Annotated in this window: 14 protein-coding genes; 2 read left to right on the forward strand and 12 right to left on the reverse strand. The window is 65.0% G+C overall.

The genetic code is table 11. The annotated features are described in order from the left end of the window. Nucleotides 1-52 precede the first annotated feature (52 nt). The 12 genes from ACD578_RS20545 to sdhC form a co-directional block, all read right to left on the reverse strand. Nucleotides 53-3013: a 2-oxoglutarate dehydrogenase E1 component gene (locus ACD578_RS20545; RefSeq protein ID WP_404288042.1), complete on the reverse strand. Its 2961-nt coding sequence runs from the start codon at nt 3011-3013 to the stop codon at nt 53-55. Between the two features lie 60 nt (nt 3014-3073). Then, nucleotides 3074-3961 carry a succinate--CoA ligase subunit alpha gene (gene sucD, locus ACD578_RS20550; RefSeq protein WP_152709981.1) on the reverse strand — a complete coding sequence of 296 codons (888 nt, stop codon included), beginning with the start codon at nt 3959-3961 and terminating at the stop codon, nt 3074-3076. A 12-nt stretch (nt 3962-3973) separates the two neighbouring features. After that, complete coding sequence (gene sucC / locus ACD578_RS20555) at nt 3974-5173, reverse strand: ADP-forming succinate--CoA ligase subunit beta (protein WP_404288044.1); 1200 nt, start codon at nt 5171-5173, stop codon at nt 3974-3976. Nucleotides 5174-5246: 73 nt separating this feature from the next. Next, complete coding sequence (mdh, locus tag ACD578_RS20560; protein WP_404288046.1) at nt 5247-6209, reverse strand: malate dehydrogenase; 963 nt, start codon at nt 6207-6209, stop codon at nt 5247-5249. Nucleotides 6210-6448: 239 nt separating this feature from the next. After that, nucleotides 6449-6868, reverse strand: a complete 420-nt coding sequence (locus ACD578_RS20565) for a hypothetical protein (RefSeq protein ID WP_404288048.1) — start codon at nt 6866-6868, stop codon at nt 6449-6451. Next, on the reverse strand, nt 6790-7077 hold the full coding sequence (locus ACD578_RS20570; RefSeq protein ID WP_404288050.1) for a TetR/AcrR family transcriptional regulator: 288 nt from the start codon (nt 7075-7077) through the stop codon (nt 6790-6792). The genes ACD578_RS20565 and ACD578_RS20570 overlap by 79 nt, the downstream gene beginning before the upstream one ends. Then, entirely contained in the window at nt 7074-8267 is a 1194-nt protein-coding gene (zapE, locus tag ACD578_RS20575; RefSeq protein ID WP_404288052.1) for a cell division protein ZapE, read from the reverse strand. The genes ACD578_RS20570 and zapE overlap by 4 nt, the downstream gene beginning before the upstream one ends. A 235-nt stretch (nt 8268-8502) precedes the next feature. Next, nucleotides 8503-9165 (reverse strand): AprI/Inh family metalloprotease inhibitor, encoded by a 663-nt coding sequence (locus ACD578_RS20580; protein ID WP_404288054.1) that lies wholly within the window; start codon nt 9163-9165, stop codon nt 8503-8505. 215 nt (nt 9166-9380) lie between these two features. After that, nucleotides 9381-10163 carry a succinate dehydrogenase iron-sulfur subunit gene (locus tag ACD578_RS20585; RefSeq protein ID WP_152709971.1) on the reverse strand — a complete coding sequence of 261 codons (783 nt, stop codon included), beginning with the start codon at nt 10161-10163 and terminating at the stop codon, nt 9381-9383. A 125-nt stretch (nt 10164-10288) separates the two neighbouring features. Beyond that, nucleotides 10289-12097 (reverse strand): succinate dehydrogenase flavoprotein subunit, encoded by a 1809-nt coding sequence (gene sdhA, locus ACD578_RS20590; protein WP_152709969.1) that lies wholly within the window; start codon nt 12095-12097, stop codon nt 10289-10291. 11 nt (nt 12098-12108) lie between these two features. Next, entirely contained in the window at nt 12109-12525 is a 417-nt protein-coding gene (sdhD, locus tag ACD578_RS20595) for a succinate dehydrogenase, hydrophobic membrane anchor protein (RefSeq protein WP_404288057.1), read from the reverse strand. A 12-nt stretch (nt 12526-12537) separates the two neighbouring features. Beyond that, nucleotides 12538-12933, reverse strand: a complete 396-nt coding sequence (gene sdhC, locus ACD578_RS20600; RefSeq protein WP_404288059.1) for a succinate dehydrogenase, cytochrome b556 subunit — start codon at nt 12931-12933, stop codon at nt 12538-12540. A gap of 201 nt (nt 12934-13134) precedes the next feature. Between sdhC and ACD578_RS20605 the strand changes: the two genes are divergently transcribed. Together ACD578_RS20605 and ACD578_RS20610 are read left to right on the forward strand one after the other, a co-directional pair. Beyond that, the gene (locus ACD578_RS20605) at nt 13135-14022 is read left to right on the forward strand and encodes a LysR substrate-binding domain-containing protein (RefSeq protein ID WP_404288061.1); all 888 of its coding nucleotides are present in this window, start codon (nt 13135-13137) and stop codon (nt 14020-14022) included. Between the two features lie 201 nt (nt 14023-14223). Further along, on the forward strand, nt 14224-14838 hold the full coding sequence (locus ACD578_RS20610) for a hypothetical protein (RefSeq protein ID WP_404293968.1): 615 nt from the start codon (nt 14224-14226) through the stop codon (nt 14836-14838). Nucleotides 14839-14871: the final 33 nt, after the last annotated feature.

Below are 14871 nucleotides of genomic sequence, written 5' to 3' on the forward strand. Positions count from 1 at the left end.
CTTGCGGGACTCGGTGGAGCCCCTCGGAGTCGGGTGAGAGCCGCCGCGGTTTTTAAGCCGCGTAAGCCTCGTCGAGGAAGGCCTGCAATTGGGCCGTATGCTTGGACATGAGGCCGGTGGCGGTGGCGGCGGAGGCGGGGCGGCCCACATAGCGCGGGCGATCCACCTTGGAGCCGGCCGTCTTGAGCACCCATTCGAGATAGGGCTCGACGAAGGTCCAGGAGCCCATGTTCTTGGGCTCTTCCTGGCACCACACCACGTCGGCCTTCTTGAAGCGGGAGAGCTCGGCGGCCACCGACTTCGCCGGGAACGGATAGAGCTGCTCGACGCGCAGCAGGTAGACATCGTCGATGCCCCGCTTTTCGCGATCCTCGAGAAGGTCGTAGTAGACCTTGCCCGTGCAGATCACCACGCGCCGGATCTTCTCGTCCTTCACCAGCTTGATGCCCTCGGAGCTGCGCTGCGCATCGTCGTGCAGCACGCGGTGGAACGAGGTTCCCTCCGCGATGTCGGCGATGGTCGAGGTGCAGCGCTTGTGGCGCAGCAGGGACTTCGGCGTCATCAGGATCAGCGGCTTGCGGAAATCGCGCTTCAGCTGACGGCGCAGGATGTGGAAGTAGTTCGACGGCGTCGAGCAGTAGCCGACCTGCATGTTATCCTCGGCGCACATCTGCAGCCAGCGCTCCAGACGGGCGGAGGAATGCTCCGGTCCCTGGCCCTCGTAGCCGTGCGGCAGCAGGCAGACGAGGCCCGACATGCGCAGCCACTTGCGCTCGCCCGACGAGATGAACTGGTCGAACACCACCTGGGCGCCGTTGGCGAAGTCGCCGAACTGGGCTTCCCACAGGGTCAGCGCGTTGGGCTCGGAGAGGGTGTAGCCGTACTCGAAGCCGAGCACCGCCTCTTCCGACAGCATCGAGTTGATGACCTCGTAGCGGGCCTGGTTCTCGCTGATGTGGTTGAGGTTGGTGTAGCGCTCCTCGTTCTCCTGGTCGATGAGCACCGAGTGGCGCGACGAGAAGGTGCCGCGCTCCACGTCCTGACCGGAGAGGCGCACGCGGTGGCCTTCGAGCAGGAGCGACCCGAAGGCGAGCGCCTCGGCCATGGCCCAGTCGAATCCTTCGCCGGTCTCCAGCATCTTCTTGCGGTTGTCGAGGAAGCGCTGGATCGTCCGGTGGAGGTGGAAGCCCTCCGGAATCGTGGTGAGCGCCTTGCCGATCTGCTGCAGGGTCTCGACCGACACGCCGGTCTGCCCGCGACGCGGATCGTCCTGATCCTCGCGCACCGCCTTGAGGCCGGACCAGCGTCCGTCGAGCCAGTCGGCCTTGTTGGGCTTGTAGCTGCCTGCGATGTCGAACTCGGCGTCGAGCTTCGAACGCCAGCCCGACTTCATCTCCTCGACATCGGACTCGGTGACGACGCCCTCGGCGACGAGCTTCTTGGAGTAGAGCTCCACGATGGCCGGATGCGACCGGATCTTGCGGTACATGAGCGGCTGGGTGAACGCCGGCTCGTCGCCCTCATTATGGCCGAAGCGGCGGTAGCAGAACATGTCGATGACGACGGGCTTCTGGAAGCGCTGGCGGTATTCCGCCGCCACCTTCGCGGCGAACACGACGGCTTCCGGATCGTCGCCGTTCACGTGGAAGATCGGCGCCTCGACCATCTTCGCCACATCCGACGGATAGGGCGAGGAGCGCGAGAAGCGCGGATCGGTGGTGAAGCCGATCTGGTTGTTGATGATGAAGTGGATCGAGCCGCCGGTGCGGTGACCGCGCAGACCCGACAATCCCAGGCACTCCGCCACGACGCCCTGGCCCGCGAAGGCGGCATCGCCGTGGATGAGGAGCGGCATGACGGCGACGCGGTTGTCGGGCGTGCAGCCGTGCTGGTCCTGCTTGGCGCGGACCTTGCCGAGCACCACGGGATCGACGATCTCGAGATGCGACGGGTTCGCGGTCAGCGACAGGTGGACGTTGTTGCCGTCGAAGGTGCGGTCGGACGAGGCGCCGAGGTGGTACTTCACGTCGCCCGAGCCTTCCACGTCGTCCGGCGCGAAGGAACCGCCCTTGAACTCGTGGAACAACGCCCGGTGCGGCTTGCCCATGACCTGGGTGAGCACGTTGAGGCGGCCGCGATGGGCCATGCCGAGCACGATTTCCTTCACGCCGAGATTGCCGCCGCGCTTGATGATCTGCTCGAGCGCCGGGATCAGCGACTCGCCGCCGTCGAGACCGAAGCGCTTGGTGCCGGTGTAGCGGACGTCCAGGAACTTCTCGAAGCCTTCCGCCTCGACGAGCTTGTTGAGGATGGCGCGCTTGCCTTCCTTGGTGAAGGTGATCTCCTTGTCCGGCCCCTCGATGCGCTCCTGGATCCAGGCCTTCTCGACCGGATCGGAGATGTGCATGAACTCGACGCCGAGCGTCTGGCAGTAGGTGCGTTCCAGGATCGCGACGATTTCGCGGATCGTGCCGAACTCGAGGCCGAGCACGTTGTCGAGGAAGATCTTGCGGTCCCAATCGGCTTCCGTGAAGCCGTAATGGGATGGATGCAGCTCCTGGTCGTTCGGGCGCGGATTGATGTCGAGCGGATCGAGCTTCGCATGCAGGTGGCCGCGCACGCGATAGGCGCGGATCAGCATGATGGCGCGAATGGAGTCGCGGGTCGCCTGCTGCACGTCGATCTGGCTGATCTCGACGCCCTTGGCTTCCGCCTTCGCCTTGATCTTGTCGCCGACCGCCTTCTCGACCTGGGCCCAGTTGCCGTCGAGGGCGGAGACGAGTTCGCCATTGGCGTGGATCGGCCAGTTCGGCTTTTCCCAGGACGGGCCGTTGGCCGCCTTCTCGACAGCCTGCTTGTCGTCCCTCAAGGCGCCGAAGAAAGCCTGCCACTCGGCATCGACCGAGGAGGGATCCTTCTCATAGCGGGCCTGAAGATCCTCGATATAGGACGCGTTCGCCCCGTACAGGAAAGCGGTGTTCAGGAGGTTTTGGTTGGCGTCTTGGCGTGCCATGGCAATTGTCGATCCAAATGAGGGATGGCCGCCCCGGAGCCGGGGCGGCTCATTGCTTGGTTATTGGCCCTTGAGAACCTCGACCAGGGTCTTGCCGAGGCGAGCCGGCGACGGCGACACGCGGATGCCCGCGGCCTCCATGGCGGCGATCTTGTCCTCGGCACCGCCCTTGCCGCCGGAGATGATCGCACCGGCGTGGCCCATGCGGCGGCCGGGAGGAGCCGTGCGGCCGGCGATGAAGCCGACCATCGGCTTCTTGCGGCCCTTCTTGGCCTCGCGGGCGATGAACGCGGCTGCCTCTTCCTCGGCCGAGCCGCCGATCTCGCCGATCATGACGATCGACTCGGTCTTGGGATCGGAGAGGAACATGTCGAGCATCTCGATGAACTCGGTGCCCTTCACCGGGTCGCCGCCGATGCCGACTGCGGTCGTCTGGCCGAGGCCTTCATTGGTGGTCTGGAACACGGCCTCGTAGGTGAGGGTGCCGGAGCGCGACACGATGCCGACGGAGCCGGGCTTGAAGATGTTGGCCGGCATGATGCCGATCTTCGACTCGCCTGCCGTGACGATGCCGGGGCAGTTCGGGCCGATGAGGCGCGACTTGGAGCCCTCGAGCGCACGCTTCACGCGCACCATGTCGAGCACCGGAATGCCCTCGGTGATGCAGACGATGAGCGGGATCTCCGCCTGGATCGCCTCGCAGATGGCGTCCGCCGCGCCCGGCGGCGGAACGTAGACGACCGAGGCGTCGGCGCCGGTCTTCTCGCGCGCTTCCATGACCGTGTCGAACACGGGCAGGTTCAGGTGCGTGGAGCCGCCTTTGCCCGGCGAGGTGCCGCCGACCATCTTGGTGCCGTAGGCGATGGCCTGCTCGGAATGGAAGGTCCCGTTCTTGCCGGTAAAGCCCTGGCAGATGACCTTGGTGTCTTTGGTGATGAGGATGGACATCAGCTCGAAACCTTACTTTCCGCCGCGCACGGCGTTCACGATCTTCTGGGCGGCGTCGTCGAGGTCGTCCGCCGGGATCACGTTGAGGCCGGATTCGCGGATGATCTGCTTGCCCTCTTCCACGTTGGTGCCCTCGAGGCGCACCACCAGCGGAACCTGCAGGCCGACCGTCTTCACCGCCGCGATCACGCCGCGGGCGATGACGTCGCACTTCATGATGCCGCCGAAGATGTTGACCAGGATGCCCTTCACGTTCGGATCGGCGGTGATGATCTTGAACGCCGCCGTCACCTTCTCCTCGGACGCGCCGCCGCCGACATCGAGGAAGTTCGCCGGCTCTTCGCCGTAGAGCTTGATGATGTCCAGCGTCGCCATGGCGAGGCCGGCGCCGTTGACCATGCAGCCGATGGTGCCGTCGAGCGCGATATAGGCGAGGTCGTACTTGGAAGCCTCGATTTCCTTCTCGTCCTCTTCGGTGATGTCACGCAGTGCGATCACGTCGGGGTGACGATAGAGGGCATTGCCGTCGAAGGAGATCTTGGCGTCGAGGCACTTGAGGTGCTGGTCCTTGGTGACGATCAGCGGGTTGATCTCCAGCATCTCCATGTCCTTCGCGATGAAGGCCGTGTAGAGCTTGGTCACCAGATCCTCGGCTTCCTTGGCGAGCACGCCCTTCAGGCCGAGCGCCTTGGCGACCGTGCGGCCGTGGTGAGGCATCACGCCGGTGGCCGGATCGACGGAGAAGGTCAGGATCTTCTCAGGGGTGTCGTGAGCGACCTGCTCGATGTCCATGCCGCCTTCCGTCGACACGACGAAAGCGACCTGGCCGGTGGCGCGGTCGACGAGCATGGAGAGATAGAGCTCGGTGTCGATGTCGGAGCCGTCCTCGATGTAAAGACGGTTGACCTGCTTGCCGGCCTCGCCGGTCTGGATCGTCACCAGGGTGTTGCCGAGCATCTGACGGGCGAATTCCTTGACCTCGTCGATGGACTTGGCGAGACGCACGCCGCCCTTTTCGCCGGCAGCGGCTTCCTTGAACTTGCCCTTGCCGCGGCCGCCCGCGTGGATCTGGGACTTCACGACCCAGAGCGGGCCGCCGAGTTCCTTGGCCGCGGCCTCCGCCTCGTCGGCGGAGAAGATGGCCTTGCCGCGGGAGACAGGCAGGCCGAATTCCTTCAGGACTGCTTTGCCTTGATATTCATGGATGTTCATTCGTTTCTCTCCGCATCAGCGGTTGAAGGCATTGTGGCCGGGTCGAGCCCGGCCATGACGTCCTTGAGGAATCTTAGGCGAGAGCCGAGTTGATCTGTTTGCAGGCGTCGACGAGGCCCTGCACCGAAGCGACGGACTTCTCGAACATGGCCTTCTCGTCGGCGGAGAACTCGACCTCGACGATACGCTCGACGCCGTTCTCGCCGATCACGATCGGAACGCCCACGAACATGTCCTTCACGCCGTACTGGCCGTTCAGGTAGGCCGCGCAGGGCAGGACGCGCTTCTTGCCCTTGAGGTAGCTCTCGGCCATCGCGATGGCCGAAGCGGCGGGTGCGTAGAAGGCGGAACCGGTCTTGAGCAGGTTGACGATCTCGCCGCCGCCCTTGCGGGTGCGCTCGACCATGGCGTCGAGCTTCTCCTGGGAGGTCCAGCCCATCTTCACGAGATCGGGCAGCGGAACGCCGGCAACCGTGGAATAGCGCACCAGCGGCACCATGTCGTCGCCGTGGCCGCCGAGCACGAAGGCGGTCACGTCCTCGACCGACACGTTGAACTCTTCCGCCAGGAAGTGACGGAAGCGGGCCGAGTCCAGCACGCCGGCCATGCCGACGATCTTTTCCGGCTTCAGGCCGGAGAACTTCTGGAGCGCCCACACCATGGCGTCGAGCGGGTTGGTGATGCAGATGACGAAGGCGTTCGGGGCATATTGCTTGATGCCGTTGCCGACCGCTTCCATGACCTTCAGATTGATGCCGATCAGGTCGTCGCGGCTCATGCCCGGCTTGCGCGGCACGCCGGCGGTGACGATGATGACGTCGGCGCCTTCGATGGCCGCGTAGTCATTCGCGCCCTTGTACTTGGCGTCGAACCCATCGACCGGGGCGGATTCCGCGATGTCGAGACCTTTGCCCTGGGGGATACCTTCCGCGATGTCGAAGAGAACGACGTCGCCGAGTTCCTTCAAGCCGACGAGATGGGCGAGCGTTCCGCCGATCTGGCCTGCACCGATGAGCGCGATCTTTTTCCGGGCCATGGTCTGTCCTTGGGTTTTGGCATGCCTTGGGTTTTGGCATGCCATTTTTGAGGTGGCGCTGTTTGCCATGAGAAATGGGCCGCCATCAAGCGACCAAAAGGTTAACAGGCACGGCTTTGAGCCTTCATGAAAGTCTCGACAAGCTTAACACTTCGGAAATACTTCGCGTTTACAGCAACTTGAGTGGCTTGAGGGCCCCTGAATTTTCTTGTTACAATTTCCGAAATTTGTAACTGATGTTACACGCTACCATTCGCCAGCGCCCGCAGGATGGCCCGGATCATGGTGGCGAGACGCTGGTCGAGGATATCCTGCGGCACGTCCGCATCGAGCCGGACGGTAAGCGGGTTGATGAAGCGATAGACCGCGTCGCTGATGAAGGCATGCGCCTTCTCCCGGTCCCTGGGGTCGAACTTTCCGGTCGCGATGCCCTCGTCCAGCACCCGCTCGATCAGCAGGCGCATCCGGGACCGGTGCTTGCGGATGAGGGGACGGGCGGTCTCGGTGGCCGTGCAATAGACGTCGAAGAGATGCCGGTCCGCCTTCAGGAGGTCCCGATGGATCCGCGCCCAGGCCTGGATCAGCCGTTCCAGCTTGTCGTCGGCGGGATCGGGGAATCCGCGATGTCGGCAATGGTCGCTTCCATCCGGCGCAGCCATTGCCCGGCGACCGCATCGATGAGGGCCGCCTTGTTGGCGAAGTAGCGATAGACATTGGCGTGAGTCATGCCGGCCGCATCGGCGATCCCGACGACCGTGATGTGCTTGGGCCCGAATTCCTTGAGCTGGTCGGCCGCGATGGCGAGAAGCCGGGTGTCGGCCGGAGAGGCCTCCGCGATCCGCAACGATCCGCCGGAGGGCCGCTTCATGTCTCGGCGAGCCCGGTCGTGCTGCCCGAGGCTTCCGAATCCGAGCGCCCATGCGGCAGGGACAGGTATTCCTCGGAGCGCATCTCGATGAGGCGGGACACGGTGCGGTCGAACTCGAAGGCCTCGCGGCCGGTATCGGCGTGATAGAGTTCCGTCACCTCGGCCTCGGCAGAGGCCAGGAGCTTCACATGGGCATCGTAGAGGGCGTCGATGAGCATGATGAAGCGCTTCGCCTCGTTGCGACGCTCGAAGGACATCGTCGGGATGTTCTCCAGGACGACCGTATGAAACTCCTCGGCGACGGCGAGGTAATCGGCGGCCCCGAGCGGTTTGGAGCAGAGGTCCTCGAAGGAGAACCGCGCCACGCCGCCGGCGGCCTGGGGCACCTCGACCGGATGTCCCTTGACGGTCAGGGACAGGGGCTTGCCCTGCTCGCGGCCCGTCAGGCTCTTGAAGGCGCGGGTGAGCGCCGCACGGGAGTGCTCGTCGGCCGGCGTATAGAAGACCGGGCTGCCGGCCAGCTTCTCGAGCCGGAAATCTGTGCGGGATTCGAGCTTCACCACCGCCATCCGCTCCTGTAGCAGCCCGATGAAGGGCAGGAAGAGCGACCGGTTGAGGCCGCCTTCATAGAGCCGGTCGGGTTCCACGTTGGAGGTGGCGACCACCACCACGCCACGGGCGAAGAGAGCCGTGAACAGGCGCCCCAGGATCATCGCGTCCGCAATGTCGGTGACGGTGAACTCGTCGAAGCAGAGGACCCAGGCCTGGTCGGCCAGCGCCTCCGCCACGGGACCGATGGGATCGTCGCCGGAGACCTCCCCGCTTTTCAGCCTCTGCCGGTACTCGTGGATGCGCTCGTGCACATCGGCCATGAAGGCGTGGAAATGGACCCGGCGCTTGCGCCGCACCGGCAGCGCCTCGAAGAACAGGTCCATCAGCATGGTCTTGCCGCGTCCGACCGAGCCCCAGACATAGAGGCCTTTCGGGGGTGCGGCGCTCTTCTTGCCGAAGAGCCAGCCGAGCGCGCTTGGCTTGCGGGCCAGACGGTGGTTGGCGAGGCTCCCGGCGAGCGCCTCGAGCCGTTTGAGCAGGGCCACCTGCGCCGGATCGCGCTCGATGGCACCCGACGTGACCAGGGCGTTGTAGCGGGCCGTGATGGATTGAGGCGAGGAGAAGGGGGTGTCGTTCACGGGATGACCGATACCCCTCCGCGCTTTGGAGCGCAAACGTCTTGAGGCCGTTTGTCTTGAAAAAGCAGCCCACTTTCAAAACCTGTCCGGCATTCATCCCTTCGTCATCACCGGGCGCGTCCCGGTGATCCCGATTGCATAAAGCGCCGCGCCTCACCGCATCGGGATGGCGGGGACAGGCCATGACGACAGAGGTTCGCTCGCGGAAGGCTGATGCGTCCTTGTTGCCCGATCGTCAGCGCGCCAGCGTCAGCGGTGCGCCGGATTTGGCGAGTACGCCGCTGAGCGCCGAGGACGATCCGCGCAGGCGCGCCGTCACGGCGCCGCCCGTCTGGTAGAGGTAGACCTCGCCGTCGCGGTAGTCCCAGGCATTGACCTTGGACAGGTCCTGGTTCGAGCAGCCGGACGCCGACGCCCGGTAGAGATCGAGCGCGGGCGAGCTCGAAAGCTGGAGGCGGCAATTGCCTCCCGACGTCTGGACGCTCCAATTGCCGACCATGGCGGTGCGGCTCGACGGAGCCGGGGCGGGCGCGGGCGCCGGCGCCGCGACGGTCGGCGGCGGGGGCGCAGGCGGCAGTCCGGCGATATCGGTCCCGCCGGCCGGGGGAGCCGTCATCTCGGGCGCAACGGGCGATCCGGCGAGCGGCGGCAGCGGAGCCGCCTCGATCGGCCCCGACGGGACGGCTTCGACCGGCGGCACCTCGGTGATCGGCGCCATCCCGGCCCCGCGGGACGGCGGCCCGCCGAGGCGGGTCGAGGAGCACGCGCCGAGCGCCAGGGCGGAGCAGATTACAGCAGTCGTCAGCCACAGCGGCTTCGTCATCTTGGTCCTCTCATGCATGTCCGTCCGTTCGGACGGGTTATCGCCTAGAGCATCGGACCCATTAGTGCACTCCACTTATGGGTCCGATGCTCAATCCTAAGCGGCGCATCGTTCTTCACGGAAAACCGGGTCCACTTTTCCGCACGATGCGTCAGCCTAGGCTAAAGGGAGGAATATGAACCCAGGCCAACATGATTCCGGCTTCGACATATGGGATAGCAACCCACAAAAAAAGGCGCCCGAGGCGCCTTTTCGTGAAGTTGTTGCAAGGAAGCGTCACCGACGTTACGTCACACGACCCGCGCGATCATCATCTTCTTGACCTCGGCGATGGCCTTGGCCGGATTCAGGCCCTTCGGGCAGGTGTTCGCGCAGTTCATGATCGTGTGGCAGCGATAGAGCCGGAACGGATCATGCAGGTTGTTGAGGCGCTCGCCGGTGTTCTCGTCGCGGCTGTCGATAAGCCAGCGATAGGCCTGGAGCAGGGCCGCGGGACCTAAGAACCGGTCGCCGTTCCACCAGTAGCTCGGGCAGGAGGTGGTGCAGCAGGCGCAGAGAATGCACTCGTACAGGCCGTCGAGCTTCGAGCGCTCTTCCGGCGTCTGGCGCCATTCGGTCTCGGGCGCGGGCGTCTCCGTCTGGAGCCAGGGCTCGACGGAGGCGTGCTGGGCGAAGAAGCTCGTCAGGTCCGGCACCAGATCCTTCAGCACCGGCATGTGCGGCAGCGGATAGATCTTGATCGAGCCCGATCCGCAATCGTCGATGCCGAGCGTGCAGGCGAGCGTATTGCCGCCCATGATGTTCATGGCGCAGGAGCCGCAGATGCCTTCGCGGCAGGAGCGGCGGAAGACCAGCGTCGAATCGACGTTGTTCTTGATCCACAGCAGCGCGTCGAGAACCATCGGGCCGCAATCGTCCCGGTCGACATAATAGGTGTCGATGCGCGGATTGGCGCCGTCGTCCGGGTTCCAGCGGTAGATGCGGAATTCCTGAAGGTTCGCGGCTCCAGCCGGCTTCGGCCAGGTCTTGCCTTCGGTGTACCGGGAGTTCTTGGGAAGGGTAAATTGGGCCATTTAGGTCTTACCTTGCCTCTACTTCGTCATGCCCGGCGCTTTAAGCCGGGCATCCACGCCTTTGCTCCGCTCCAGCGTGGGAAGACGTGGATGGCCGGAACGAGCCCGGCCATGACGGGTGTTGGTTAGTACACGCGAGCCTTCGGCTCGATGTACTGGATGTCGTTCGACATGGTGTAGGTGTGCACCGGCCGGTAATCGAGGGTCACCTTGTGGGAGGTGTCGTCGAGCCAGGCGAGGGTGTGCTTCATCCAGTTCTTGTCGTCGCGCTCGGAGAAGTCCTCGCGGGCATGCGCGCCGCGGGATTCCTGACGGTTCGCGGCACCCTCCATGGTGACCACGGCCTGTCCGATCAGGTTGTCGAACTCCAGCGTTTCGAGAAGGTCGGTGTTCCAGATCAGCGAGCGGTCCGTGACCTTGATGTCGGCGGCCGCATTCCAGACGTCGTGGATGAGCTTCCGGCCCTCTTCCAGAACCTCGCCGGTGCGGAACACCGCGCAGTTGTTCTGCATGGTTTTCTGCATCTGGAGGCGCAGGTCCGCGGTCGAGGTCGAGCCGTTGGCATAACGGAACTTGTCGAGGCGCGAGAGCGAGAGCTCGTCGGCGTTCTTCGGCAGATCAGCGTGACGGGCGTTCGGCTCCAGGATCTCGGCGCAGCGCAGGCCCGCCGCGCGGCCGAACACCACGAGGTCGATGAGCGAGTTCGAGCCGAGACGGTTCGCACCGTGCACGGACACGCAAGCCGCTTCGCCGAGCGCCATCAGGCCCGGCACCACCGTGTCCGGGTTGCCGTTCTTCAGGGTCAGCACTTCGCCGTGATAGTTCGTCGGGATGCCGCCCATGTTGTAATGGACGGTCGGCAGGACCGGGATCGGCTCCTTCGTCACGTCGACGCCCGCGAAGATCTTGGCACTTTCCGAGATGCCGGGCAGGCGCTCGTGCAGGATCTTCGGGTCGAGGTGATCGAGGTGCAGGTAGATGTGGTCCTTGTTCTTGCCCACGCCGCGGCCGGCGCGGATCTCCATGGTCATCGCGCGCGAGACCACGTCGCGGGAGGCGAGGTCCTTGGCGGACGGCGCATAGCGCTCCATGAAGCGCTCGCCTTCCGAGTTGGTGAGGTACCCGCCCTCGCCGCGCGCGCCCTCGGTGATGAGGCAGCCCGAGCCGTAGATGCCGGTCGGGTGGAACTGCACGAACTCCATGTCCTGCAGCGGCAGGCCGGCGCGCAGCACCATGGCGTTGCCGTCGCCGGTGCAGGTATGGGCCGAGGTCGCCGAGAAATAGGCGCGTCCATAGCCGCCCGTGGCGAGGATCGTCATGTGGGCGCGGAAGCGGTGGATCTCGCCGGTGGACTGGTTGAGGGCCACGACGCCGACGCAGCGGCCGTCGGAATCCATCATCAGGTCGAGGGCGAAATACTCGATGAAGAAGTTGGTCTGGTTGCGGACCGCCTGGCCATAGAGCGTGTGCAGGATCGCATGGCCGGTGCGGTCGGCGGCCGCGCAGGTGCGCTGCGCGGTGCCCTTGCCGAAATCGGTCGTCATGCCGCCGAAGGGGCGCTGGTAGATCTTGCCCTCGGCCGTGCGGGAGAAGGGAACGCCCCAGTGCTCCAGCTCATAGACGGCCGCGGGGGCATTGCGGACGAGGTACTCGATGGCGTCCTGGTCGCCGAGCCAGTCCGAGCCCTTCACGGTGTCGTACATGTGCCAGCGCCAGTCGTCCGGCCCCATGTTGCCGAGCGAGGCGGAGATGCCGCCCTGAGCCGCCACCGTGTGCGAGCGGGTCGGGAACACCTTGGTGATGCAGGCGGTGCGAAGGCCGGCCTGCGAACAGCCGACGGTGGCGCGAAGACCCGCGCCGCCGGCGCCGACGATCACCACGTCGAACGTGTGATCGATGATCGTATAGGCCTTGCCGTTGGTTGCTTGAGCCATGAGAGAATTCCTTAAACGAGGATGCGGCCGAGGCTGACCTTGAGGATGGCGTAGAGGCAGGCCACCCCGACGATCACGGCGTAGAAATTGTTCGCGATGACGGCAGCGATCTTCGGGCCCTTGTCGTGGACGTAGTCCTCGATGACGATCTGCATGCCCAGACGCATGTGGTTCGTGACCGAGATCACCGCGAGGATCAGGATGATCGCGATCAACGGGTGCGAGATGATGGCAATGGCTTCCTCGTAGGAGCTGCCGGCCAGTGCCGCGATGATGATCACGAAGGAAATGATGAGCGGGATGTTCGACACCGCCGTCATGCGGTGGATCCACCAATGCTCGACGCCGTGCCCGGAAGCGCCGAGGCCCTTCACGCGGGCGAGCGGGGTGCGCATGGAAACGCGGGTGTCAGCCCTGTTGTCGGCCATGGTCCGGTCTCCTTAGAAAGCAATGAAGGCGACAACCCAGATCGCCAGCGTGAGCACGATCGAGCCGACGAGGGTGAAGCGGGCCATGTTGATGCGCTGCGCCGGCTCCATGCCATGGCCGAAATCCCACACCAGGTGGCGCACGCCGCCCAGCATGTGGTGCATCAGGATCCAGGTATAGCCGAACAGGATCAGGTACCCGATGGGTGAGCCGAAGAACCATTGCACGGCGTCGAAAGCCGAAGGGCCGGAGGCCAGCGCCACGAGCCAGATCGCGAAAAGCGCGATGCCGCCATAGAGCGCGATGCCCGTGATGCGGTGGGCGACGGACATCGCCATCGTCCAGCTCCACTTGTAAACCTGAAGATGCGGGGACAAGGGCCGCGGAGCCACTTTCGCCTCAGCCATGGTGTTCACTCCTGATCGGCGACGTCGGCCGCCCGTAGTTTGGAATGGTTCGTAACGGAAGCGCGGCAACACCGCAATGTGCCTTCTGCCCAACCGGTCGACAGGAGACACACTTCGTCAGCCGCGAAGTTTGCTACAGGCTCGCTTATCGCACAATTTTTAATTATTCTTATCTCCCTTCGCGAATGACGAAGGATACCTATGCAATTCGATCTCACCGATCTGAGCGTCTTCCGGCATGTGGTCGAGGCCGGCAGCATCACCCACGGAGCCGAGCGGGCTCATCTGGCGCTGGCGGCTGCGAGCACCCGCATCCGCAATATGGAAAAGTCCCTCGGCGCGCCCCTCCTGCTGCGAACCCGGGCGGGGGTGACCCCGACGCCCGCCGGCCGGACCCTGCTCCAGCATGCCCGCGGCCTCCTCGCCCAGGCCGAGCGCCTGCGGGAGGATCTGGGCTCCTATACGGGCGGACTGACCGGCCAGATCCGGATCCTCTCCAACACCAACGCCCTGACAGAGTTCCTGCCGGAAGCGCTCGGCGCCTTCCTTGCCGGGCACCCGCAGGTCTCCATCGACCTGGAGGAGCGCCTGAGCGACGAGATCGTCGGCCTGATCGCCGAAGGCGTCGGCGATCTCGGCATCGTGGCCGGCACCGTCGATACGGGGCGGCTCGAGACCTACCCGTTCCGCAGCGACCGCTTCGTGCTTGTGGTGCCGAAAGGTCATCCCCTCGCCTCCCGCTCCAGCATCTCCTTCGCCGAAGTGCTGGAGCACGATTTCGTCGGCCTCGACCGGGCGAGCGCTCTCCAGCGCTTCCTCGCCGGCAAGGCGACGCGCATCGGCAGGCCCATCCGCCTGCGGGTGCAGCTGCGCAGCTTCGACGCGGTCTGCCGCATGGTGGAGGCCGGCGTGGGCCTCGGCATCGTGCCCGAGACCACCGCCCGCCGCGCCGCCCGCACCACGGCCATCATCCCGGTCGAACTCGAGGACGCCTGGGCTGCGCGCGATCTCACCCTGTGCATCCGCTCCTTGAAGGACCTGCCGCCTTCGGCACGACAGCTCGTGGAGCATTTGCGCAAGGAAGCGTGACCGATCACGCAATTGGGAACTCACCTCCCTGCCTGTCCGCCGTCAAAACGCCGTGAGGAGGGAATGATTGTTCCACCTGGATTGTCTGTAGAACCGTCCGTCTCGAACAAGGACGGTTTCAATCCATCACAGGAGGAAACAATGCGCGGAACGAATGGCGGTTGGCTTATCGCCTCAATCGGGTTTTTTGCCCTCGCTCCCATGGGCGCCGCTCAGGCCCAGAGCGCCCAGGACACCACGTTCTTCGTCACCAGCGTCGGTTCCGGCAAGGGCGCGGATCTCGGCGGTCTCGAAGGAGCGGACCGGCATTGCCAGACCCTGGCCGAGGCCGCCGGCATTCGCGGCAAGATGTGGCGCGCCTATCTCTCGACTCAAACCGCGGGCGGCGGAACGGCCACGAACGCGAAGGACCGCATCGGCCGCGGTCCATGGCAGAACGCCAAGGGCACTGTCATCGCCAAGGACGTGGCGGACCTGCACGGCGCCAGCAACAATCTCACCAAGCAGACGGCCCTCACTGAGAAGGGCGAGATGGTGAAGGGGCGCGGCGACCAACCGACCCAGCACGACATCCTCACCGGCTCTCAAGCAGACGGCACCACCTTTGCCGGCAACGAGGACATGACCTGCGGCAACTGGACGAAGAGCGGCACCGAAGGCGCCGCCATGATGGGGCACCACGACCGCACGGGCCTGGACGAGTCGCCGCCGGCCAAGTCCTGGAACTCGTCCCATGCCTCACGCGGCGGATGCAGTCAGGACGCCCTACGCGGCACCGGCGGGGCCGGCCTGTTCTATTGCTTCGCGGCGAACTGACGAGCCCGTCGAACGGATCCCAAAAGTGGAATC

Origin of the sequence: Microvirga sp. RSM25 (assembly GCF_044784385.1) — a bacterium.
GTDB lineage: Bacteria > Pseudomonadota > Alphaproteobacteria > Rhizobiales > Beijerinckiaceae > Microvirga > Microvirga tunisiensis.

Coding starts and splice junctions, on each gene's coding strand:
- mdh (WP_404288046.1), bottom strand. CDS start 6,209: ATGGCCCGGAAAAAGATCGCGCTCATCGGTGCAGGCCAGATCGGCGGA.
- sdhA (WP_152709969.1), bottom strand. CDS start 12,097: ATGGCTCAAGCAACCAACGGCAAGGCCTATACGATCATCGATCACACG.
- ACD578_RS20565 (WP_404288048.1), bottom strand. CDS start 6,868: ATGGCTGCGCCGGATGGAAGCGACCATTGCCGACATCGCGGATTCCCC.
- ACD578_RS20610 (WP_404293968.1), top strand. CDS start 14,224: ATGGGCGCCGCTCAGGCCCAGAGCGCCCAGGACACCACGTTCTTCGTC.
- ACD578_RS20570 (WP_404288050.1), bottom strand. CDS start 7,077: ATGAAGCGGCCCTCCGGCGGATCGTTGCGGATCGCGGAGGCCTCTCCG.
- sucC (WP_404288044.1), bottom strand. CDS start 5,173: ATGAACATCCATGAATATCAAGGCAAAGCAGTCCTGAAGGAATTCGGC.
- ACD578_RS20545 (WP_404288042.1), bottom strand. CDS start 3,013: ATGGCACGCCAAGACGCCAACCAAAACCTCCTGAACACCGCTTTCCTG.
- sdhC (WP_404288059.1), bottom strand. CDS start 12,933: ATGGCTGAGGCGAAAGTGGCTCCGCGGCCCTTGTCCCCGCATCTTCAG.
- sdhD (WP_404288057.1), bottom strand. CDS start 12,525: ATGGCCGACAACAGGGCTGACACCCGCGTTTCCATGCGCACCCCGCTC.
- ACD578_RS20605 (WP_404288061.1), top strand. CDS start 13,135: ATGCAATTCGATCTCACCGATCTGAGCGTCTTCCGGCATGTGGTCGAG.
- sucD (WP_152709981.1), bottom strand. CDS start 3,961: ATGTCCATCCTCATCACCAAAGACACCAAGGTCATCTGCCAGGGCTTT.
- ACD578_RS20585 (WP_152709971.1), bottom strand. CDS start 10,163: ATGGCCCAATTTACCCTTCCCAAGAACTCCCGGTACACCGAAGGCAAG.